18 protein-coding genes and 1 pseudogene are annotated in these 21,439 nt (G+C 67.1%); 9 read left to right on the top strand and 10 right to left on the bottom strand.

The features are described from left to right. Positions 1 to 9 precede the first annotated feature (9 nt). The 8 genes from AC1PME_RS00920 to AC1PME_RS00885 all read right to left on the bottom strand — a co-directional run bounded on the left by AC1PME_RS00920 (position 10) and on the right by AC1PME_RS00885 (position 8,677). Positions 10 to 2,085 carry a tetratricopeptide repeat protein gene (locus AC1PME_RS00920; protein WP_481097020.1) on the bottom strand — a complete coding sequence of 692 codons (2,076 nt, stop codon included), beginning with the start codon at positions 2,083 to 2,085 and terminating at the stop codon, positions 10 to 12. A 321-nt stretch (positions 2,086 to 2,406) separates the two neighbouring features. Then, the gene (locus AC1PME_RS00915) at positions 2,407 to 3,399 is read right to left on the bottom strand and encodes a YheT family hydrolase (protein ID WP_254459860.1); all 993 of its coding nucleotides are present in this window, start codon (positions 3,397 to 3,399) and stop codon (positions 2,407 to 2,409) included. A gap of 67 nt (positions 3,400 to 3,466) precedes the next feature. Beyond that, positions 3,467 to 4,261: a lysophospholipid acyltransferase family protein gene (locus AC1PME_RS00910; protein ID WP_254459859.1), complete on the bottom strand. Its 795-nt coding sequence runs from the start codon at positions 4,259 to 4,261 to the stop codon at positions 3,467 to 3,469. A gap of 77 nt (positions 4,262 to 4,338) precedes the next feature. Beyond that, positions 4,339 to 4,758 (bottom strand): hotdog fold thioesterase, encoded by a 420-nt coding sequence (locus AC1PME_RS00905; RefSeq protein WP_254459858.1) that lies wholly within the window; start codon positions 4,756 to 4,758, stop codon positions 4,339 to 4,341. Positions 4,759 to 4,935: 177 nt separating this feature from the next. Next, positions 4,936 to 6,930: a phospholipase D family protein gene (locus AC1PME_RS00900; protein ID WP_307552792.1), complete on the bottom strand. Its 1,995-nt coding sequence runs from the start codon at positions 6,928 to 6,930 to the stop codon at positions 4,936 to 4,938. Positions 6,931 to 6,941: 11 nt separating this feature from the next. Next, complete coding sequence (locus AC1PME_RS00895; RefSeq protein ID WP_254461302.1) at positions 6,942 to 7,493, bottom strand: YceI family protein; 552 nt, start codon at positions 7,491 to 7,493, stop codon at positions 6,942 to 6,944. A 59-nt stretch (positions 7,494 to 7,552) separates the two neighbouring features. Continuing rightward, complete coding sequence (locus AC1PME_RS00890; protein ID WP_160947952.1) at positions 7,553 to 8,029, bottom strand: SixA phosphatase family protein; 477 nt, start codon at positions 8,027 to 8,029, stop codon at positions 7,553 to 7,555. Positions 8,030 to 8,044: 15 nt separating this feature from the next. Continuing rightward, complete coding sequence (locus tag AC1PME_RS00885) at positions 8,045 to 8,677, bottom strand: ParA family protein (protein WP_307547694.1); 633 nt, start codon at positions 8,675 to 8,677, stop codon at positions 8,045 to 8,047. Between the two features lie 141 nt (positions 8,678 to 8,818). Between AC1PME_RS00885 and AC1PME_RS00880 the strand changes: the two genes are divergently transcribed. The 9 genes and pseudogenes from AC1PME_RS00880 to AC1PME_RS00840 form a co-directional block, all read left to right on the top strand. After that, the gene (locus AC1PME_RS00880) at positions 8,819 to 10,312 is read left to right on the top strand and encodes an AAA family ATPase (protein WP_481097019.1); all 1,494 of its coding nucleotides are present in this window, start codon (positions 8,819 to 8,821) and stop codon (positions 10,310 to 10,312) included. Between the two features lie 269 nt (positions 10,313 to 10,581). After that, on the top strand, positions 10,582 to 10,926 hold the full coding sequence (locus AC1PME_RS00875) for a helix-turn-helix domain-containing protein (RefSeq protein WP_254459855.1): 345 nt from the start codon (positions 10,582 to 10,584) through the stop codon (positions 10,924 to 10,926). 576 nt (positions 10,927 to 11,502) lie between these two features. After that, the gene (locus AC1PME_RS00870) at positions 11,503 to 11,820 is read left to right on the top strand and encodes a hypothetical protein (RefSeq protein WP_254459854.1); all 318 of its coding nucleotides are present in this window, start codon (positions 11,503 to 11,505) and stop codon (positions 11,818 to 11,820) included. Positions 11,821 to 11,908: 88 nt separating this feature from the next. Then, entirely contained in the window at positions 11,909 to 13,153 is a 1,245-nt protein-coding gene (locus tag AC1PME_RS00865) for a hypothetical protein (protein ID WP_481097018.1), read from the top strand. Further along, positions 13,150 to 14,043 (top strand): hypothetical protein, encoded by an 894-nt coding sequence (locus tag AC1PME_RS00860; protein ID WP_254459852.1) that lies wholly within the window; start codon positions 13,150 to 13,152, stop codon positions 14,041 to 14,043. Before AC1PME_RS00865 ends, AC1PME_RS00860 begins: the two co-directional genes overlap by 4 nt. Beyond that, positions 14,018 to 14,812: a class I SAM-dependent methyltransferase gene (locus AC1PME_RS00855; protein WP_481097017.1), complete on the top strand. Its 795-nt coding sequence runs from the start codon at positions 14,018 to 14,020 to the stop codon at positions 14,810 to 14,812. Before AC1PME_RS00860 ends, AC1PME_RS00855 begins: the two co-directional genes overlap by 26 nt. 25 nt (positions 14,813 to 14,837) lie before the next feature. Then, positions 14,838 to 16,148 carry an ABC transporter permease gene (locus AC1PME_RS00850; RefSeq protein WP_481097016.1) on the top strand — a complete coding sequence of 437 codons (1,311 nt, stop codon included), beginning with the start codon at positions 14,838 to 14,840 and terminating at the stop codon, positions 16,146 to 16,148. After that, a complete protein-coding gene (locus AC1PME_RS00845; RefSeq protein ID WP_481097015.1) occupies positions 16,145 to 17,392 on the top strand; it encodes an ABC transporter permease in 1,248 nt (415 codons plus the stop codon). The genes AC1PME_RS00850 and AC1PME_RS00845 overlap by 4 nt, the downstream gene beginning before the upstream one ends. Before the next feature lie 231 nt (positions 17,393 to 17,623). Further along, a pseudogene (locus AC1PME_RS00840) lies at positions 17,624 to 18,580 on the top strand (gluzincin family metallopeptidase); the annotation flags it as partial. A 928-nt stretch (positions 18,581 to 19,508) separates the two neighbouring features. Here the strand turns inward: AC1PME_RS00840 and AC1PME_RS00835 are convergent. After that, entirely contained in the window at positions 19,509 to 20,423 is a 915-nt protein-coding gene (locus tag AC1PME_RS00835; protein WP_481097014.1) for an AEC family transporter, read from the bottom strand. 322 nt (positions 20,424 to 20,745) lie between these two features. Then, entirely contained in the window at positions 20,746 to 21,357 is a 612-nt protein-coding gene (locus tag AC1PME_RS00830; RefSeq protein ID WP_254461300.1) for a tetratricopeptide repeat protein, read from the bottom strand. Between the last annotated feature and the right edge of the window lie 82 nt (positions 21,358 to 21,439).

Genomic DNA, 21,439 nt, shown 5'->3' with positions numbered 1-21,439 from the left:
CGTGGGAAATCAGGTTTCAGGGTAGCCAAGGCGGACCGCCACCGGCGTCAGCAGCGCGAACGCGGCGGACAGCGGGCCGGCATAGGCGCGCCAATGGCCGGCGGCCAGGCGCGGCGGGCCGACCGTGGCGATGGCCGGGAACGGCACGCCGAACGCCTGCTCCAGCGCCGCCGCCACGCCGGCCGGATCGTGCTCGGTGCCGTCCAGGCGCACCAGATGATGCGGATACAGATCCTGCTCGTGCAGGTCGGCGACCTGCGCCAGCACCGCCGCCAGCCACTGCGCGCCGGTTTCCGGCGAGGCCAGGCCCAGCGGCGCCGGGGCGCCGTTGGCCAGCCAGTCCAGCAGCATGTCGCGCGGATCGCGCAGCACCACCAGCAGCCGCCCTTCCGGCAGGTGCGGGCGCAGCGCGCGCAGCAGCGCGTTGTCCCACCACAGCAGCCAGTCGACGATGTTGCCGTCGGCGACGCCGCGTGCCGGCAGCTGCGCGCGCCACTCGGCGACCAGCGCCGCGCCGTCGAGCGCACCGCTGTCCAGTTCCTCGACGCTGCGGAAGCGCTGCAGGCCGTCGGTCGGCGGCTGCGGGCCGAAGCGGTCGCCGCGCAGCACCGGGCTGGCCGCGTCGATCACCGCGATCACCCGCTCCACGCCACTGCCCGGCGCGCCCCACACGAACAGCGGCCGCGCCTGGTTCTGCGGGTCGATCGGGGCCAGCGGCGGCCATTGCGCCGGGGCCTGGCCCAGCGGCGGCAGCGGCAGCCGGTGCGGCAACTGCTCCTGCTGGAAGGCCACCCAGGTCGCCAACGCGTCCTGCGGACGTCCGGCGGCATCCTGCACCGCCGCCAGCCACGGCCGCACCACGGTGCGGTCCTGTTCGGGCATGCGCTGCATCAGGCCGCGCACGTGGTCGATCGCGGCGTCGTGCTCGCCGCGCTCCAGCAGCGCCTCGACCAGGCGTTCCTCGCCGCTGAGCCGGCCCGGTTCCAGCGCTACGATGCGCTGCGCCACGGCCTCGCCCTGGTCGCGCTCGCCGGCCATGTCGTGCACGCGCAGCTGCGCTTCCAACGCCGGCACGTGCGCCGGCATCGCCGCCTGCCAGCGCGCGATCAGCGCGCGCGCCTCCGGCCCGCCCACCGGCTCCAGCGCCAGCCGCGCCAGCCACAGGTCGTGGGCGTCGGTGGTGGTGGCCAGCGCCGCTTCCAGGGTGGCGCGGGCATCGTCGATCGTGCCCAGGCGCTGCCAGGCGATCAACGCCGCATGCAGGGTGCGGCGATCGTCCGGCGCCACCGCCAGGGTGCGGCGCAGGTGCTCCAGCGCCTCGGCCGGGCGGTCGGCCTGCAAGGCGTATTCGCCGGCCAGCCGGCGCATGTTGGGGGTGTCGCCGGCCGGATCGGCCAGCACCGTCTCCAGCGCGGTGATGGCGTCGTCCAGGCGGCCCTGGCGGTAGGCCAGCTGCGCGACCAGCGCCATCATCGCCGCGCCGGTGCCCGGGGTGAGCGCGGCGACGCGGCGGAACGCGGTCTCGGCGAAGGCGAAGTGCTGCTTGTCCAGGTAGGCGAAGCCCAGCGCGTAGAGCAGGCGCGGATCGTCCGGCAGGGCATTGCTGGCGCGCGCGAGCAGCGCCAGCGCGCGGTCGGCGTCGCCACGGCGCAGCGCCAGCATGCCGTCCACGCCGAGCAGCTGCGGATGCTCCGGCTGCAGGCGCGCGGCGGTGCGGCTGAGCCGCTCCACTTCGTCCAGGTCGCCGCGGCCCAGCGCCAGGTGCGCGCGCATCACGTAGGCGAGGAATTCGTTGGGATCCAGCGCCGCGGTCTGCGCCAGCGCGTCCTCGGCCTGGGCCAGGTCGTTGGCGCTGACCAGCATGCCGGCGCGCAGCAGGTGCAGGCTGGCGTCTTCCGGGGCCAGCGCGATCGCGCGGCCGATGCTGTCCAGGGACGCGGCCGTCTCGCCGTGCTGCTGTTGCGCCAGCGCCAGCCAGCGCAGGGCCTGCGGGTCGTCGGCGGCCTCGGCGGCCCAGGTCTGGGCGAGACGCAGCGCGTCGGCGGTGTCCTGGCGGCGCAGGGCGTCGAGAATGGGCTGGTGCATGGAGTTCCGGCTCGGGGCAAACCCGCATTGTAGCGGGAGCATCGGGCCGCTCTGCGCGGGCGCGTGCGGCCGCACGGGGGCACGGACGTTGCCGGGAGCGGCCCTGTCGCCGGCGCCACGAGGAGGAGACGTCGCGGACGGCGACCCGCGCCGGGAATGCTGGCCTGCGCAGATCGCCGAGTGCGCGGGGGTCGCGCTACGTGGTGGCAACGGTGGTGCGAGAACGGCGGAAGGCGCGTCGCAGCGCGCCGCACCCGGACGCGGTGTGCGCCTGCCCTGCCTGGCTGGCGCAAGCCCGCCGCGGGCGAGGTCGCCCGCCGGCTACGCCTCCACCAGCCCCTCGGTCAGCCGCTCGGCCACCCAGCGTTCGGCGAAACCGTCGCCGCGCGCATTCTCGATGAAGCCGCAATGGCCGCCCCAGCGTGCGATCTCCAGCCGCGCCACCTCGGGCAGGCGCCAGTTGCGGAAGTCGTCCAGCGGGATCACCGGGTCGTCCTCGGCCATCAGGATGTCGGCCGGCACGCTGAGGCCGAGCAGGCGCTCGCCGGCGATGCAGTAGCTGTCGAAGTAGGCGTCTAGGCTGGCGAAGCCGGCATGGCGCTCGGCCAGCCAGGCCATCAGCCCGCGCATGTCCAGCGCCAGGGTGGCGTCGTCGTAGCCGTGGCGGTCGGGGAACAGTTCGCGCTTGCGCAGCAGCGACTCGCGCCACTTGCGGCGGAAATACCAGTCGTAGAACTGCGGGCCGTTCTCGATCCGCTGCATGGTGGTGGCCGGGTCCAGCAACGGGCACACCGCGGCGACGTGGCGCAGCGGCAGGCCCGCGGACGGCGCGCGCAGCGCCAGGCGCAGGGCGAAATTGCCGCCCAGCGAATAGCCGGCCGCCAGCAGCGTCGGCGCCGGGAACCGCTGCCACAGGTCGCAGGCGGCGTTGACCACTTCGTCCAGGCGCTCGGAGTGGAACAGGTCCACGTTGAGGTGGTGGGTGCCGCCGTGGTCGCGGAAGTTGAGCCGGAACACCTGGTAGCCCAGCGCCAGCATCTTCGCCGCGGTCAGGCGCATGTAGCTGGAATCGGCGCTGCCTTCCCAGCCGTGCAGCAGCAGCACGGTGCCGCGCGGCGGGGCGCCGGCCGGCACGCTGAGCCAGCCCTGCAGGCGCACGCCGTCGCCGCCGTCGAGGATGTGCGAGGTGGTGGTGGCGCCGCTGGCGGCCAGCAGCTGCTCGCCACGGCGCACACGCAGCAGGCTGGAACCCAGGACCGATTGGACGTGCGGGTTGCGCAGCCAGCGTGGGGGGGAGTAATCGGTTGCGTTCATGGAGAGCGAGCTTGCGCCTGCCGACTGGAGTAATCGGTCAGGTGCGATCCGTTCGGTGTCGCCCCGTTCAGGGTTGTGCCATTGCCGTGACGATGCGCGCGCGCGACGTCTCGGCGATGCGCCGGCGCCCCTCCACGTCCTGCAGCCGGATCGGCTCCAGGAAATGCACCTCGGCCACCCGCCCCGGCTCGCCGAGCAGACGCAGGAAGTTGGCGAAGAAACTCTCGTGCGGCCCGAACGCGACGATCTGCTGCGCCGAGCCGCCGGCGCCGTAGCGCAGCGCCACCGGCTGCACCGCCACCTCGGCCTCGACCGCGGCCTGGAAGATGCGCGCGTGGAACGGCCCCACGTCCTGGCCGCTGCGGGTGCGCCCTTCCGGGAACACCCCGACCGAGCGCCCGGAACGCAGCCGCTCCAGCATCGCCTGCAGCACCCCGCCCAGCGACTCGGTGCTGCCGCGCTGGTGGAAGATGGTCTGCCCACGCGTGGCCAGCCAGCCGACCAGCGGCCAGCCGGCGATCTCGCGCTTGGCGACGAAGCCCATCATGCGCTGGCTGTGCAGCATCACGATGTCGATCCAGCTGACGTGGTTGGCGACGAACAGCGCCGGGTTGGGCAGCGGCGTGCCGATGCGGCGCACGCGCAGGCCGAAGATGCGCAGCAGCCAGGTCGACCACCAGCAGACCACGCGGTCGCCGAAGGACTCGGTGCCGGCGCGGCCGGGCGACAGCGCCATGCACACCAGCAGGAACGGCAGCGACAACAGCACGTGCAACGCCAGCAGCGGCACGCGGTAGCCGTAACGAACCCAGCGCAGCGCCCCACCGTATTGGCGCATGGCGGGTGGGGAGAACTCGCTCATTGGGATAAGGGTACCGGAAGCGGGGGCCTAACGGAGAATTGTGTCACCCTGAAGACGCGCGCGCCGCGCGCACGGCGTCAGCCGCGGTCCACCACCGCCAGGGTTAGCCGCGACACGCACACCGGCTTGCCCGCCGCGTCCTCGATGTGGATCTCCCACACCTGGGTGGACCGGCCCACGTGCAGCGGCCGCGCCGTGCCGGTGACCGTGCCGCTGCGCGCGCTGCGCAGGTGGTTGGCGTTGATCTCCAGGCCCACGCAGATCCGCCCCGGCTGCACGCACAGGTTGCCGGCGGTGCTGCCCAGGGTCTCGGCCAGCACCACCGACGCGCCGCCGTGCAGCAGCCCGTACGGCTGCCGCGTGCGCGCATCCACCGGCATCGTCGCCCGCAGCCAGTCCGGCCCGGCCTCGGTGAAGACGATGCCCAGGTGCGCGATCAGGGTGTCGCGGCAATCGGCGTTGAGGACGGCGAGATCGGCGGGTTCGCGAAAGGACATTGGGGGGGCCGGGATTGGGGATTGGGGATTGGGGATTGGCAACAGCGGCATCCCCGGCACTGACATTATCGCGCCTGCAGGGGGCATCCGGTCGCGGGGACTTGCTTTTGCGGCTCCCGGCTTTTCAGCAGCCGAATGGCTGCTCATCCCCAATCCCGAATCCCCAATCCCCGCCCCTCAAAGAATCGGCACCAGCCCCGAGCCGAACGCCGTCAGCATCCGCACCAGCAGCCACTTGGGGCCGACGTTGACCTCGGGGAAGTCGCCGACCGCGCTGTAGCAGCGATGGAAGCCCGGGTCGCGCCGGGTCAGCGGCGCCGGGCAGTCGGGGCCGGGCTGGAATTCGTAGTCGGTGGCGTAGCGCCAGGGCCAGAAATCCAGCACCGGCAGCGCCTCGGAGACCTTGCCCATGCTGTAGTTCAGGCCCGACAGCACCGGCGGCTTGACCCGCGGCGCCACCACCCAGGAGTTCTCCGGCTCGATGTCGCGGCCGATGCTGGCCGCCAGCGCCTGCGCGAACGCCGGATCGTCGACGATCACCGCGCCCTCGGTGTTGTAGGTCTCGCTGCGCGGGTCGAAGTTGTGGGTGCCGATCACGCCGACGCGGCGGTCCACCACCAGCGACTTGGCATGCAGGCCCATGCGCGCGCCCTCGCGGGTCACCGGCAGCGGCCGGTTGGCGATGCGCCGGCTCAGGTAGGACGGGCGGGTCTCGGTGCGCAGCACGCGGCGCGCGACCTGGCTGCCGTCGCCGCGGCCGCCGGACGGCCCGCCACTGCCGCTGCCGAGCAGCGAACTGCGCCCGGCGGCGCTGCCGCCCAGCAACGTGTTGCGCCCGCTGCCGGCAGCCTCGCCGCGCTCGCCGCCGGCCGGCGCGGACGGCACCTCGCCCTGCAACGGCGCCGGCAGCAGGTTGGCGTAGTCCACCGGCGCATCCAGCGGGAACGGCTTGTATTCGTAGATGTCGAAGCCCAGTTCGCGCAGGTTGCGGCGCTTGTACTTGTAGGACAGCGCGTACACCACCGGGTTGTCGGTGGCGGCCAGGCTGTTGGTGGCCACCACCACGCGCGGCGGCGGGGTGCGCTTGCGCAGGTCGCGGAAGATCTCCTGCGCCGGGTCCGACAGCACCAGGTACGGCGTCTGCAGCATGATTTCCTCGCGCGCGCCGGCGATCAGCCGGTCGAGCCTGGGCGCAGTGGAAATGGCCTTGGGGCCGTGTTCGCGGCGGTGCTTCTGCGGCAGGTCGGCGACGTAGTCCACATGCTTGACCGGCAACGCCGGCAACACGAAGGCGTTCTCGACGAAGGCCGGATCGGCCGCCTCCTCGCTGACCCGCTGCACCCGCTCCGGACGCAGGAACTGCGCCGGCGGCATCGCCGGCACGCCCTCGCGCAGCAGCAGCCTGCCGACGTCGTTGAGCCGCGCCACCGGCACGCTGCGCCGCGCCGCCCAGTAGGCGTCGAAGTTGGCGGCCATGGTGCGTGCCACCGGGCCGGCGACCAGCACGTCGCGGTCGCGGAAGTTGTACTCGGCGTCCCAGTCGAAGTAATCGTCCTGGTAGTTGCGCCCGCCGACCACCCCGATCGCATCGTCGATCACCAGCAGCTTGTTGTGCATGCGCTGGTTGAAGCGGCGGAAGCAGCACAGCACGCTGGCGGCGTAGTGGAAATAGTTGGGCTTGGCCAGGCCGAAGGTGGGGTTGTAGATGCGCAGCGAGAAGTTCTCGTGCGCGCCGGCCAGCGCGCCGAGGATCTGCAGGTCGGAGATCGCCGAGAGCTGGTCGATCAGCACCCGCACCTTGACCCCGCGCCGCGCCGCGGCCAGCAGTTCGTCCATCACCAGCCGCGCGCTGTCGTCCTTGTCGAAGATGTAGGTCTGCAGGTCGATGCTGCGGCTGGCGCTGCGGATCAGGTTGACCCGCGCCACCAGCGCCTCTTCGCCGTGGTCGAGGATGGTGGCGTAGTGCCGCGGGGCGCCGTCGGCGGACTGGGCGAAGGCCTTGCCGGCCAGCCCGCGCAGCGGCGAGGCCAACGCGCAATGGTCCCCGCGCGTGCAGTCGAGTTGGCGGTCGCGCGCGGCCTCGGCGATCGCCACGGCGCGGTTGTGCTGCGCCTGCGACAGGCTCGCGCAGCCGCTGCCCAGCAGCAGCGCCACCACCACCAGCACCCGCATCCATCGCGATGTCACCGAGTGGCCGCCTCGGTCAGGCGTGCGCGCAGCACGAACGTGACCCGGTCGCTCAAGGCCAGATCCCATTTGTCCATTCCGTAACGTCCACGCAATACCGTACCGCGGCTGATGACGTCGCAATCATAGCCTGGGCGGGTGCATGCGGCCGGCATGACGGTCAGCGTCTCGGGGTGGCTGACCCCGCGGATGCTCAGGGTGCCGGGGATCGGCCCGCCCCTGCCCAGCACCTGCGGCGAGAACGGCTGCGAATCGAAGGACACGGTCGGGTAGCGCGGCGCGTCGAAGAAGTCCTCGCCGCGCATCCAGCTGGTGTAGCGCGGCTTGCCGGGGATCTCCACGTAGGCGGTGAACAGGCGCAGGCGCACCTGGTGGCGGCCGTCGGGCAGCACCTGCACGGTGCCCTCGTAGCGCGGGAAGAAGCCTTCGATGCGCTGGCCGAAGCGGGTGCGGATCTCGAAACCGAAGCGCGACTGCGCCGGGTCCAGGCCGTACTCGCCCGGCGCCAACAACGCCGGCTGCACCTGCGCATGGCCGACGGCGCACAGCAGGCACAACGGCAGCAGCGCGGCGCGCAGCGCCGGACGCAGTGCCCTGCGCAGCCGGCTCAGGGCCACCAGAACGCGGTCAACCGCGCCACGCCCGGCTCGATCGCCGCGTCATGCGGCACCCCGAGCACGGCGACGCTGGCGGTGGGCATGCCGCGGTAGTCGCCCGACTGGCCGCTGTGCATCAGCGCCGCCAGCCGCTCCAGGCCCGGATTGTGGCCGACCAGCAGCAGCCGCTCGACGTCGCGATGGCCGTCCAGCAGATCGGCCAGGGTGCCCGAGGTGGCCTCGTAGATGCGCGGCTCCAGGCGCTGCTCGACGTAGCCGGTCAGGCCCAGCACCGCCTCCAGGGTCTCGCGCGCGCGCCGCGCCGGCGAACACAGCACCCGGTCCGGCACCAGCCGCTGCTCCAGCAGCCAACGCCCGGCGGCCTCGGCCTCGGCCAGGCCGTGCGGGGACAGCGGCCGGTCGAAATCGGCCTGGCCGGTGTCGGCCGGCTCGGCGTGGGCATGGCGCAGCAGGATCACTTCTCGCAAAACGATGGTCATCGGTCAGGCCTTCTTGAGCCACTTGAGCAACGGTTCCCAGTCCTGCTGGTGGTCGCGGACCTGGGCGGAGCGGTAATCGAACAGGCTGCGGCCCAGCCCCACCAGCACCACGTAGGCCTGGCTGTCGCGCAGTTGCGCCACCACCGGATACGGCCACTGGCCCAGCATCTCCAACGCCTGCTGGGTGGCGTGGGTCCAGGGCTTGCTGCGATTGAGCACCAGCCCGACCGGCAGCTTGCGCTGGTGCACCCGCGGCACCTTGGCCAGGGTGTTGAGGAAGCCGACGGTGGCGTCGATGTCCAGCGCCGACGGCATCACCGGGACCACCACCGCGTCGGCCTCGTCGAGGAAGTGCGCCAGATCCTCGGCCATGGCGCCGGCGGCGGCGTCGACGATCACCCGCTGCGCGTCGTCGGGCAGCGCCGCGCGCCAGGTGCGCTTGCGACTGGCGTCGATCGGCAGCACCGCGCTGTCCAGCCCGGCGCGGCGTTCGGCCCAACGCGTCGAGGAGCCCTGCGGATCGGCATCGGCCAACACCGTGCGCTTGCCGGCCAGCGCATAGAACGCCGCCAGGTGCGTGGCGACCGTGGTCTTGCCCACGCCGCCCTTGGAGCCGGCCACCAGGATCGTCTTCATGCACGCCTCGCTTCCGGGGAAGAAGCCGGAGCGTACACCGGCCCTACGTCAGCCGGTAGTCAACATGCAGCACGCCGGCCGGCAGCACGCCGGCCGGCGCCGGGCTTGCTATCGTGGCGGCCCCCTTCGCCTTCCGATGCCATGAGCGAGCTGCAGGACCTGGTCGCGCTGATCCGCGCCAACACGCCCCTGATCGTGATCGAGACGCAGGAAGAGGCGCGCATCGTCGATCTGTTCCGGCAGGCGCTGATGCAGGTCTGGCGCGCCCTGCACCGCTGGTCGATCACCGAGGGCCTGCGCCGCATCGACCTGGACCGCGAAGACCCGCCGAGCGGGCCGCCGGACGCCAGCGCGGTGCTGCAGGCGATCAAGCAGGCCGAGCAGCGCGGCATCTACCTGTTGCTCGACGTCACCCCGTACCTGGGCTACGCCAGCCACCAGCGCCTGCTGCGCGACATCGTCGAGCGCCGCCACTGCCAGCCGCACGTGCTGGTGCTGATCGGCACGCGGATCGAACTGCCGCCCGAACTCGAGGCGCTGGCGACCCGCTTCAATCCGCGCCTGCCCGACGCCAACGCGCTGCTGAAGATGGTGCAGGAGGAGGCGCAGGGCTACGCGCGCGAATTCGGCGGACGCCGGGTCGAGGTCGACGGCGAGGCGGTCAAGCAGATCCTGCGCAACCTGCGCGGACTCAGCCTGATCGACGCGCGGCGCATCGCCCGGCAACTGATCTACGCCGACGGCGCGCTCAACGCCGCGGACCTGCCGCAGCTGGCCAAGCTCAAGTTCGAACTGCTCAACCGCAGCGGCCATCTGCAGTACGACAACGATGCCACGCGCTTCGAGGACGTGGCCGGCGCGCGCCGGCTCAAGCAGTGGATCGCGCAGCGCCGCGCGGTGTTCGCCGGCACCGCGCCGCCGGGGCTGGACCCGCCCAAGGGCGTGCTGCTGCTCGGCGTGCAGGGCTGCGGCAAGTCGATGCTGGCCAAGGCCACCGCGGCCGGGTTCGGCGTGCCGCTGCTGCGCCTGGACATGGGCGCGCTGTACGCCAAGTACCACGGCGAGACCGAGAAGAACCTGCGCGACGCGCTGGCCGCGGTCGAGCAACTGGCGCCGTGCGTGCTGTGGATGGACGAGATCGAGAAGGGCCTGGCCAGCGGCGGCGAGGACGGCGGCGTGTCGCGGCGCGTGCTCGGCACGCTGCTGACCTGGATGGCCGAACGCGGCAGCGCCGACGGCAGCGCCGGCGTGTTCATCGTCGCCACCGCCAACCAGGTGCACGAGCTGCCGGCCGAGCTGCTGCGCAAGGGCCGCTTCGACGAGATCTTCTTCGTCGACCTGCCCGACGCGCAGGCCCGGGTGGAGCTGTTGCGCCTGCATCTGACCCGGCGCCAGCTGCACGCCGACGCGTTCGCGCTGTCGCCCTTGGCCGCCGCCGCCGACGGGTTCTCCGGCGCGGAGATCGAGCAGGCGATCGTCTCCGGGCTGTATGCCGCGCATGCCGAACAGCGGCCGCTGGACACCGAGCTGCTGATGCAGGAGATCCGCACTACCCGACCGCTGTCGGTGCTGATGGCCGAACAGGTGCAGGCCTTGCGCAGTTGGGCCAGCGGGCGCACGGTGCCGGCGGATTAGCCACCTGAAAAGGCGCAGGTGACCGCATTGGTCTGCCGCACTCTGCCGGCACAGCAGACGCGTGGCCGGCTGCCATCGGCGAGTCCCGCCGCCGTCGGGGGCAAAGCACTGGGCTGCTTCACTGGCCACCCAACTCAAAATTGAAATGGGATAAAAATCACAAAATTCATCGAAGCATTCGGTTCCCACGCGGTATGATCGCCAACGGACTGACTGAATGTCATGAGCCTCAGGCTCAAATCAATCCAGGCTGGGGGCCAGGCAAAAGGATGAATGCCGACTCGATCGCGAGCAGAATTCGCTCCGCACGTAAAAGCCGAGGGTTATCGCAAACCCAGCTCTCGAAGCTTATTGGGGTCAATCGCGCCACGATTGGTCACTGGGAGCGCAATGAAAGCTTCTCACCTAATCGCTCCCATCTGCAGGCTTTAAGCAAGGCGCTGCACGTCAGCCTGGACTGGCTCGCGCTCGGGCTCGATGCACCCGTGCCAAGAATGCCTGTCGATTCCCGCGCCAAACTGGAGTTCAAGATGGTTGAACTCTCAAAACATCTTCCCACCTCGTTTCTCGTGATCGTCGTTGCGTTGATGGAAAATGCGGAAATGTACCTGTGATACCAGTCCGCGGGATCCGCGTGGAGTGATCGCCTCCTGACTCCAGTGGCGCGACATGTTCTTCCGGGCTCGCATAGCGCGTCTGGCACCCATCCGGGTGAGGAAGACGCGGCAAGCCAGGCCGCCGCCGCGACAGACCATCCAAAAGGACACGGCGCATCCAGCATCGACATGACGCGTGACGCGCACGTCGTTCGTGCTGCAGATCCCTTGTCCCCCAGCCCCCGTGCAGCGAGCAACGTCTGCGCCACGCCGGAGCCGACGCAAAAATTCCGGCAGCGCCCGAGGCCACCTCGCCATGCAGGCAGGCCGCCGCGGGTACCGGCGCACAATGGCTGTCGGCCCGACATTGGCGAAAACTGCCGCAGTGCCTCGACATCCCTCGATGCCGGCATGCCAGACCTGCTGTGCATTGCACAGCAACCCGCTTGAATCGCAGTGATCGATGCGCTCTAGTCCGGCAGGCGGCAGCGTGACGCGACATCACTGTCCGCGTATCACGCTTGATGCGCCATTTAATGAGCGCGGCAGGACCGCAAAACTGATGTCCACTCTCACAACCAAGGGAATTTCATCATGACGGACAACCGCAACCTTTCCAAAACGCTGTCGACCCTCACCATGCTCGTGGTGGGTGCTTCGGCCGGCTCGGCACTCGCCAATCCGGCATCGACTGCGCCCAGCGTGGACCAGTCCCTGTCCATGGCCACGTCGATGACGAGCCTCAACGCGCTCGCCATGGCAGAGTTCGAAGAGTCGGCGAAATCCAGCAACCTGCTCGCGGTTTCGGACGGGCACCACGACGACTCCATCGGCTCCCATCACCATCACTCCATCGTCGATTCGGCCGCCCCGGCGCAGCTCGGCAGCGATGCCGGACAGTTCGACGTCTGAGCAATAGCTTGCAGCGGAGCGGGCCAACCCAACGGCTCGCTCCGTCAAGAACCGGACATCGTCCTCATTCGCGCATGGAGCACGCTTGATGAACGCGCAAGTCAAATCGCCTGATATCGACATCAGCAGACCTCTCTGCCTGATGGAATTGACCAAGGCAACCGAGCGAGCCGAGCACATCGTGGACGGCATCGCCTGGGCACGTCTCCACCGCATGCGCACACGCATGCATGACGCGCTTCGTGACCACGAGCAGGATGGGTTCGTCGGCACGATCCGTGAACTCTACCAGTCGCTGCCCGCGGAACGGCAAGCCCGCGTGCTCCTGAGTTCCGAATTCTGCGAATGCTATTTGGCGATGGATGCTGCGCGCAAGCGCCAACATGAACCGGGCGCGCGCTCCTTCGAGGCAACGCAAGAGATTGGCCGTGCCATGGCATCGCTTCATGGACTGGTATCACGCGAATGCGCTATCGCGGACCTCGCAAGCGGCGCTCAGGACGCATATCTCAGAGAGTGCCGTCAATGGACCGTCTATAGCCCCCTTGGCGACTGTTTTGCCGAACGCGATGTCCATGGCCATTGGGCCGTGCATGAAGTCACCAAGGTAGGTGGCTGCATTGCCATCGACCTGGACAGCCCATCTGCAAGACACCACGAGCCAAGATCCGGCGTACTGAGTCAGGCCTGTTTGCCGCTCTCCGCCCAGGAGCGCGACGATGTGATCGCGAAAATCACGCGCGCCCTCGAACTGATCGATCGGGCAGAGCCGCTCTACGGGATGATCATTCGCAACTTCGTGCGCCGCATCGTCGTGCGCAAATCGCAGGAGCGGACCGACACCGGACCGAGGCACTACGGCTCGGAGCATGTTCCGAGGCAGCCGGGCTCGCTGCGCCTGCTGAACATCCACCAGCACGAACTCAGCGTCGAAGCGTGCATGGAAAGCATCATGCACGAAAGCACGCACAACTTTCTGGCTGCGTGGGAGTTGGCAAATGGGTTCTTTGTCGCCAACGACTACAACTACCGGGTGGTCTCGCCCTGGTCCGGCAACCAAATTCCGAACTCGTCGTTCATCCATGCCGTCTTCGTCTACTACATCTGCCACCGCCTGCTGAAACGCCACCTGGAAATGGAGAGCGGCACCGACAAATCGGTGCGCGATCACATCCACAAGCGACTCGCCGTGTGCGCGGCTGGCTTTCTCATCGAACAGCCACTGAGCGAAAACATCATGTCCAGCAAGCGCCTGAATCGCGATATAGCCGAGATGATCGACACACTGCAAACCGACATGAAGCGCGAATACGCCTATCGGGGACGTCGATGAGCCACCAAACATTGATTGTGTACTCGAACAGCGAAGACCCGGTCGCCGCCTGTGGGGCGGCCTGCGCGGCAAGCCAGCAGGTCAGCGTCATGCACGTCGACGAACTGTTGCCCTTTCTGTCGACCCATGCCTGGCCCCAGATTCTAGAGCTGCAGGTGCCGGCAGAAATTCGCGATCGTTTCAGGGATGCGCGCATCATAAATCGTGTTTTCAGCCTTTCAGGCACGCAACTCATTGCGTTTCTGCGCAAGCATCAGGTCGACGAGCGGTGGTTACACATCAGACTGCAGGATCTATTCCTGCTCGGGCGCTCGCTCGCCCACGACACCGGGGTGAGGGGTGTTTCGAAGTCCCTGCTTCCTCTAAACGCCCAGTGGTTCGGCATCAGGCGCGCGTTGCCGAATCTGCAGGTTCCCAGATTTTCCTATGCATTCGGCTACGAACGTTCGGACCTCACGGAATTTTCCTCTCCCCTACAGAAATCCGTATGGTCGCTTTTCGATTGGCGGGAGGAGCGCCACCTGCCGGCGAGCGAAGCGGACCGTCATCAGTTCCACGTAGAGCGCCCAATCGGCACGCCGGTGATTTTATATTTTCTTGGAGATGACTTCCATACGGTGCATTTCCCACAGGAAGCCGTCGATGTCGACCATGCTCGAATAGCATCGATCAGCTGTGCTGCCCGTTCGGCCTTCCATTCCGAACTCGGCGAGGTGCTGCTCTACGCTGAAGGCACGGACCTGCGTTTCTACGCCTTCTCCCCTTATCTGCTGTCGGTCGCGTCCAAGCCCAGCTTTGGGACGGAATTGGAAGAATGGCTGCGGTCTGGCCGCACTGTGAATTCAGTCGAATGGAGCGATCCGAATGCTGCGTCTAGGTTCTGCCATTGAGCAGTTGCTTCTGATACGGGAGCGAATGGGGTGGTTGTATGGCAGCGAAGACCTATGTGTTCTTCTGTACAGCATCGTCAAACGTGAGCGCCCGTCGCTGATCATCGAACTCGGCACGGGCTTGGGCGTGTCCACGGCGTGGATGGCCGCAGCCTTGAAGGAAAACGCCCGTGGCTTAATCCACACCTACGATAACGGGTCGCACTACCTCAGCGAACCCTCCAAACGCTTTCTGGCGGATATGGATGCCCCCATTTCGGAACTCGCCTCCGCTAAGAGCGGCGGAATCACCTTCGAGGGATTCATCGGTAATCTAATGCGCTGGGCCGGAGTGGAAGAGCATGTGGTCGTCCACCACCAGGACATCCAGTTTCAGGAGGTCGCTCGAGACAAGGCCTTTCTGCAAGGCGTCGACCTGTTGTTCTCGGATTTCAATCATGCGCCCGAAAGCATCCAGAAACTGCTCGGGGCATTCCTGCCATCGATGGCTCCTACCTCATCCATCTTCATCGATAGCGCGTCGACCCACCGCCTGAGCTATCTCGCCCTGGAGCGCATCGTTGCGGACCTGAATCGAAACAAGCTGCCTGTCGGCCTCACCGAGCACCTCAGCGACGAACAGTTCTCGACACTGGCGCGGCGTGTGCAAGGGTCGCACTTTCGCCTGATGCACTTGGTGGAGACGCATAGCCGGGCCCAGAATAGCACCGCATGGCTACGCATTGAACCAGTCGACATTGTCCCCACCAATGCGACATTCTTCCACTGAAGGGACAGTCAGAGACGAGTTCGGCATGTATCTGTACTACCTGCGACTGGCGCGGCGCAATGTCCTGAAAACCAGAGGCATGAGTGCAGCGCTTGTCCTGGCGCTGGCCCTGGGGGTCGGCGCAAGTATGGCGATGATCACGGTTGTCCGGGTCATGACCTGGGACCCTCTTCCCGGACGCAACGAGCACCTCTTTCACCCCTATCTCGACCCCTTGCCTGTTTCCTATCAGACAAAGCCGTCGCTGGACCCGCGGATCGCGCTGACCTGGACAGATGCGCAGGAACTGTTGCGCCGAGGCCCGGCGAAGGCACAAGTTGCGCTCGCATCGGGGCATCTGCTGGTCAATCCCCAGCGAGGGGTAGCGGCGCCCTTCTTCGTCGACGGACAGTACGCGACCCCGAATCTCTTCTCGATGTTCGGCTTGACGGTCCTGGAAGGACGCACCTGGACGGAAGAGGAAGAGCAGGAACGGGCCCGCGTCGTGGTGATCAGCGAGTCACTCAGAGACAGGATGGCAGTTGCAGGCACGCTGATCGGACGCCAGATCCTGCTCGGCGGGCAAGCCTTTCGCGTGATCGGCACCGTGGCCAACTGGACACCGCGTCCGCGATTCCATACGGACCTTCAGCGCGACGCCTTCAAAGGCCAGGACGACTTCTTCATTCCGCTGCGTACGGCAATCGACCTGCGCTTGAAGATCGGCAACGACATGTTCTCCTGGGCGTCTACCGCCAGTGCCAACAAGATGGAGGATTCACGAACTGCATGGCTGCAATTCTGGATCCAGGCGCAGACCCCACAGGAACGGGACGACTATCTTCGGTTCCTCGAAAACTACGTCCAGGAACAGATTCGTTCGGGCCGTTTTGAACGCCATCATCACCCCCGTTTGCAACGACTTCATGACTTCCTGGTGGAGCGCAAGATCATTCCGGACGAGATCAAGCTGCAGCTCGGCCTGTCGATTGCCTTCCTGTTCGTCTGCCTTATCAACATCTGCGCCTTGCTGTTTTCGCGCTTCATCAGAAGAACGCATGAAGTCGCTGTGCGGCGTGCGCTTGGCGCCAGGCGCAGGGACATCGTCATCCAGCTCTATACCGAGGCCTTGGTCATCGGTGCTTTCGGCGGCCTGATCGGCCTGTTGATCGCCAATGCCGGGCTCTACCTGATCCGGCTGCAACCGGAGGACTACGCAAATCTCGCGGTGATGGACTGGCCCATGGTGGCCTTGACCATGCTGCTTGCCTGTGCGGCGAGTCTGGTTGCGGCTACCTTGCCAGCGTTGCGTGCCGCCTCTACCCGAATCGTCATGCAGGTCAAGGCAGCAGAATGAGTGCCTCTCAACTACCGATTATCCTCCGCAGCTTGCTCAGACATCGCCTGCTGGTCGCCATCGTGCTGCTTCAGGTCGTGATCACCACCGCGGCAGTGACGAACATCGTATTCCTACTGACGCGCCGTGTGCAGACGCTGACTTACCAGACCGGCCTGGAGGAAAGCGGCTTGGCGGTGATTGAAACCGACTTCGTCGGCGATGCGGCCACGCACGTCAGCGCATCGGTGCGCGCAGATCTTGAGGCGCTCCGGCAGATCCCCGGAGTGAGCGCAGTGGCCGCGACCGACTCGCTGCCCCTTAGCCAGAACAACTGGACGGTCGGAGTCACCAACAAGGTCTCGGATCAGAACAATCTCGCAGGCCTCATCGAGGCGGAACCCACCATCTACGGGGTATCCCACAATGCGCTCGGCGTACTTGGACTGCGTCTTGTCGGCGGCTCGGATTTCTCCCCGGGAGCCTATGTCCCGATGGCGGCCGACAATGATTACGCCGGTCTCTACGCGGCCGGCGAGGCCATCATCTCCGACGCGCTGGCAAAGAAGTTGTTTCCCTCCGAAAGTGCTGTGGGCAAGACATTCTACGTCGACGGCAAGCATGCACTGCATGTCGTCGGCGTCGTTCAACACCTCTCGAGACCGCTGCTCCGTACAGATGCCGACAACGACCTGAGCATGCTGCTCCCATTGGTGCCCGATGGCCATCGCGTGATCTACGCCATCCGGTCCGATCCGACCAGACTTCAGGCTGTGCTCAGCTCCGGATTGCGTTCACTGCAGGCACTGGAGGCAAATCGACTGATTCCCCGCGCCATGCGCTTCACTGACCTGCGCTCGGACTATTTCCGGCGCGACAGGACCATGGCGATCATCTTTCTCAGTGCCGGCGCCTCGCTGTTGCTGGTCACTGGTATCGGCATCCATGGCATTGCCAGTTTTTGGGTAAGGCAGCGTTATCTGCATATCGGCATTCGCAGAGCGCTTGGAGCTTCTTACAAGGACATCGTCAGATACTTCCTGCTCGAGAACCTGTTGCTGACCGGCTCTGGCGCCATGCTGGGCACGATTCTGGCGGTTCTGGTGAACGTGCAGGTCTCGCGACTCTATGCCGTACCCAGAATCGATCCCTTGTTCCTGCTGGTGGGCTTTCCGTTGATCTGCGCCTTGGGTCAGGCGGCGGCGTGGCTTCCGGCGAGTCGTGCGGCCAAAAGCGCCCCCATCGTGACCTTGAGAAGCGCCTAGGGCCTGTCATCAATCCCGGAAGGCCGCGTTAGCACTGCAATGCAAGGCCCCCAGGTTTGCGTCGCGTGTCGCGGGCCTGGCCTCCAGGTCAAGCCATGCGGCGCGAAGATGGCGGCCTTGCAGCGTCAACCCGAAGGGCCGCTCTTGCGCGTGCCCAGGACTGCGTCCTTGCTCGGGCACGCGCAAGGACGGCGCGACCTGCCCGGGATTTGGTGACAAGCCCTAGGTAAGATGGCATGCCGTGCATTCGGTGGAAGGCAGATGATCGACAAGATATCGCTATGGATTTCCCGGTACTGGCTGCTCGCGCTGTGCTCGTATATCTCGCCCGCTCACTCCGCCGCCAATGCGCCGTTGCCGCAGTCCCCCGGCTCTCGCTCCGCCGACGCGTCCAGATTCTTTGCCTCCTCTGCGGAGGAACTTGCCTCGCGCAGGGCGCTTGAGGGGCGCCTTACGCAGCTTCAGCACCGGACTGAACTGGCGTCGGCGACGCAAGAGGCATTTTCCGAATTCGAGCGCATTTTTGGCGACTGCCTGAAGCACTACGCCTATCACGAACTGATCCATGCGCGCGACACCGACGACGCAGCGGCGGGACAAGCACTGGATCAGACGGAGGCACTCTGTTCGCAGGCATCCGGCGACGCCAAACGCGAGCTGCTGCGCGCGTCCGCGACAGCGCCCTGGACGCAACCGTATGCCTATCTGCGCATGAAAGCCGAGCGTGACCAAGTGCACAGGCTTTCTCAGGACAACGATGCTCTTGCGCAAGCGTCGGAGAACGCGCTGGATCGTTTACAGGGTCTCTATGGCTTGACGCTTCGCTCCACCGATTTTTCCAGCATCCGCTCCGGCGATCGGTCGCTCAACGCGTTCTTCGACTACAAAACACTGATGGCCTCTCCCGAGGCCTCGACCCGACAGGCAGCCTGGGAGAGTTATTGGTCCGGCCTTCAGTCCAGGAAACAGATCTTGGCGGAGATTCTGCTGGGAATCGTCGATCTCAAGAACGGCACAGCCGTTGCCAGGGGATACGGGAATGCCGCCGATGCTGCGTATTCGACCATGGGACTCACGTCGGCGGACGTGAAGACCACTGTTCTGGCCATGCAGCAGCATTCTCCATCTCTAAAGGCATACCAAGCGTTGCTGGGTGCGGCGACCACGGCCGACAAGCCGGAAGCCTTGCATCCCTGGGATGTGACCGCCCCGCAAGGCGACGCACACCACACACTCTCGCTCTCCCAACTGCAACAGGTGGCGCGTCGCGCGACTAATCGATTGGGCGAACGTCATGCGGCAGAGATCTCGGCGATTCTGGACCCGGATGGTCGGCGCATGGATGTCTCCACGCAGCGTGGAGCCCGGGCGATGGACGCCTTCTCCATCACCGCTCCTGGAACCCCATCCATTCTGTTCGTCGGATATCGCCGACCAGATCTGGAAAGCGATGTCGAAATCGTGCACGAAGCCGCCCATGCAGTGCATGGGCAGTTCATGAACGCGCACAGCGCATCTCCCTTGAACCGCAACGGCCCGGCTTGGCTGATGGAGGCGTTTGCGATCCTCGACGAGCTGCTGTTCCGCGACCAGCTTGCCCGGGATGCGAAGGATCCAAGGATGCAGGAGTATTACCGCAAAAGCCTGGTAAACGATCTGGCGTTGCAACTGTTCACATCCGCCGAAGAGGCGCAGCTCGAAGACGCGATCTATCGTGGTGTTCTGGACCACAGCATCGGCTCCGCGTCCGACCTCGATGCGCTTACCGCATCCATCCTGTCCGACTACGAACTTTGGCCACACCAGCATCCAGAGCTTGCCGGGGCGTGGGAAAGCAAGCGGCTCTTCTATCAGGACCCGCTCTATCTGGCGAACTATCTCTATGCCGGCCTGATCGCGGTCAAGCTCTACACGCTGAGCCAGGAGGATAGCGCCGACTTCCGGCTCCGCTACTCGGAAGCACTGGGGCGCGGTTTCGAAGCAGACCCCGTGCGCATCGCCGAGCAACTGCTCGGCGAGAAGCTGGATTGGGCGAAGCTGGTCGACGACGACGTGCGGGTCTTCGATACCCAAGTGCGCCAGTGGCGGACGTTGCGCGACCGCATCGAACGTCCCGCTACCGCAACGCCCCCAACAACCACGCCCAGGCCGGCAAGGTCACCAGCGACAGCAGAATCCCGTAACCGACCAGGGCCGCGGCCAGGCGCGGGGCGAGGCGATGCGAGATCGCCAGCAACGCGGCGGTGATCATGGTCGGCATCGCCGATTCCAGCACGTTGGCCTGCAGCGCCTGCCCGCGCAGGCCCAGCGCCCACGACAGCGGCCAGGCCAGGGCGGGCAGCAGCAGCAGTTTCAGCATCAGGCCGGCGGCGAGCGGCGCCAGTTCCTCGCGCGGCAGCCGCAACTGGAGCGAGAAGCCGACCGCCAGCATCACCAGCGGCAGCATCGCGTCGGACAGGTGCTGCAGGCCGGAGGCGATCCAGGCCGGCGGCTGCGCCGGCATCAGCGTCAACGCGAACGCCAGCGCCCATAGCGGCGGGAAGCGCAGCATGCGCTGCAGGGTCTGCCGCGGCGACGGCGGCGCCTCGCCGCTGTAGCGCGCCAGCACGTACAGGCCGAAGCTGGACAGCAGCACGAAGGTACCGAACTGGTCGTAGACCACCGCATACGGCAGCGTCGCCTCGCCGAGCAGGGCGCGCACCATCGGGTAGCCGATGAAGCTGGTGTTGCCCAGCGCCACGCACAGCAGCAGCACCGCCTGCTGCTCGCGGCGCAGCCGCAGCGGACCGCGCAGGGCCAGCATCGCCAGCGCGCTGACCCCGGTCAGCAGCCATGGGGTGAGCACCAGCCCAAGCAGTTGCAGATCCAGTTGCAGGCGCGGCACGTAGATCAGCACCGAGGCCGGCAGGCACAGGTACAGCACCACGCCGTTGAGCACTTCGGTGGTGTTGGCCGGCAGGACGCGCAGGCGCGCGAACAGCTTGCCGAGCGCCAGCATGGCCAGAATCAGGGCAAAGGCATCGAAGGCCATCGGGACAACGCAACTCGACGAGACTCGGCGCGTATCATCGCATGCGCTGCGTGGACGCGATGGAGGCGCGGCCGCGTCCACGTGCCGGCGCATGGCACAGCAAGATGGCGATCGCGCTCCGCAACGCGGCGGACGCGGCGGTCCACCAGCGCCGCGGTGGCCAAGCCTGCGAGGGCAGCATCACGCGCGGCGCGATGCGTTGGGACGCCCACGTGCGTTGTGCGTCGAACGGCAGGGAACGCGACGGCGCCCTCCATGCGCGCCGTCGACGCTCGCCTCGAGGCGCGCTCCGTCCCGCCTCAGATGGCGCGTTGTGCGCCCGTCAGGGCCAGGCCGGCGGCGCTGCCTTCCAGGCGGCCTGCACTTCGGCAAGAGTGGCGCGCTCGTCGTCGCGCCAGGCCGGCAGCAACGCGGCGAAATCCGCGCCCGCGCCCCACTTGTCGGGCCAGGTCCGCACCGCCGCGGCGTACCACTTCACCGCCTCGTCCTTGCGCTGCAAGCGCCACAACACCAGCGCCAGGGTCGGCGGGATCCAGTCCGGCGCCGCCGGACGGCCGTTGACCAGGGCGCTCCACTGCGCCAGCGCGCGCGCCGGGTCGCCGGCACGCAGCAGGTCCCAGCCATAGTTCCACTGCACCTGGCGCCGCTGCACGCCGGCCGGCAGCCCATGCAGCGCGGCCTGGTACAACTGCTCGCCCAGTTCCTGGCGACCGCCGGCCATGGCGATGCCGGCCAGCTGCGCGCGCGCCTCGTTGGCGTTGGGGTCGCGCTGCACGGTACTGGCCAGACGATCCACCAGCGCCTCGCCGCTGCCGGCGATGGCGGTGACCGGACGGGTGGTGCCGCGGTCCTCGTCGAAATAGAACTCTTTCGGTGCCGGCAATGCCTGCGCCCGCACGCTGGCCGCGGTGGCCAGACCGATGCAGGCCAGCATCGCGGCCACTGCGTATGTGTATGCCTTCACTGCTGCAATCCCCTGGAGGTGATCCCCTCACCCAGGGCCAATCCTACCCCGC

The sequence above is a fragment of the Xanthomonas sp. NCPPB 901 genome, assembly GCF_056725085.1.
This window is presented reverse-complemented; position numbering and strand designations above follow the sequence as displayed.

Excerpts from the sequence above, each read along its gene's own strand:
- AC1PME_RS00900 (WP_307552792.1), bottom strand. The coding sequence starts at position 6,930 with ATGCGGGTGCTGGTGGTGGTGGCGCTGCTGCTGGGCAGCGGCTGCGCG.
- AC1PME_RS00885 (WP_307547694.1), bottom strand. The coding sequence starts at position 8,677 with ATGAAGACGATCCTGGTGGCCGGCTCCAAGGGCGGCGTGGGCAAGACC.
- AC1PME_RS00830 (WP_254461300.1), bottom strand. The coding sequence starts at position 21,357 with ATGCTGGCCTGCATCGGTCTGGCCACCGCGGCCAGCGTGCGGGCGCAG.
- AC1PME_RS00880 (WP_481097019.1), top strand. The coding sequence starts at position 8,819 with ATGAGCGAGCTGCAGGACCTGGTCGCGCTGATCCGCGCCAACACGCCC.
- AC1PME_RS00920 (WP_481097020.1), bottom strand. The coding sequence starts at position 2,085 with ATGCACCAGCCCATTCTCGACGCCCTGCGCCGCCAGGACACCGCCGAC.
- AC1PME_RS00915 (WP_254459860.1), bottom strand. The coding sequence starts at position 3,399 with ATGAACGCAACCGATTACTCCCCCCCACGCTGGCTGCGCAACCCGCAC.
- AC1PME_RS00905 (WP_254459858.1), bottom strand. The coding sequence starts at position 4,758 with ATGTCCTTTCGCGAACCCGCCGATCTCGCCGTCCTCAACGCCGATTGC.
- AC1PME_RS00865 (WP_481097018.1), top strand. The coding sequence starts at position 11,909 with ATGAACGCGCAAGTCAAATCGCCTGATATCGACATCAGCAGACCTCTC.
- AC1PME_RS00870 (WP_254459854.1), top strand. The coding sequence starts at position 11,503 with ATGACGGACAACCGCAACCTTTCCAAAACGCTGTCGACCCTCACCATG.
- AC1PME_RS00910 (WP_254459859.1), bottom strand. The coding sequence starts at position 4,261 with ATGAGCGAGTTCTCCCCACCCGCCATGCGCCAATACGGTGGGGCGCTG.
- AC1PME_RS00855 (WP_481097017.1), top strand. The coding sequence starts at position 14,018 with ATGCTGCGTCTAGGTTCTGCCATTGAGCAGTTGCTTCTGATACGGGAG.
- AC1PME_RS00860 (WP_254459852.1), top strand. The coding sequence starts at position 13,150 with ATGAGCCACCAAACATTGATTGTGTACTCGAACAGCGAAGACCCGGTC.
- AC1PME_RS00850 (WP_481097016.1), top strand. The coding sequence starts at position 14,838 with ATGTATCTGTACTACCTGCGACTGGCGCGGCGCAATGTCCTGAAAACC.
- AC1PME_RS00835 (WP_481097014.1), bottom strand. The coding sequence starts at position 20,423 with ATGGCCTTCGATGCCTTTGCCCTGATTCTGGCCATGCTGGCGCTCGGC.
- AC1PME_RS00845 (WP_481097015.1), top strand. The coding sequence starts at position 16,145 with ATGAGTGCCTCTCAACTACCGATTATCCTCCGCAGCTTGCTCAGACAT.
- AC1PME_RS00875 (WP_254459855.1), top strand. The coding sequence starts at position 10,582 with ATGAATGCCGACTCGATCGCGAGCAGAATTCGCTCCGCACGTAAAAGC.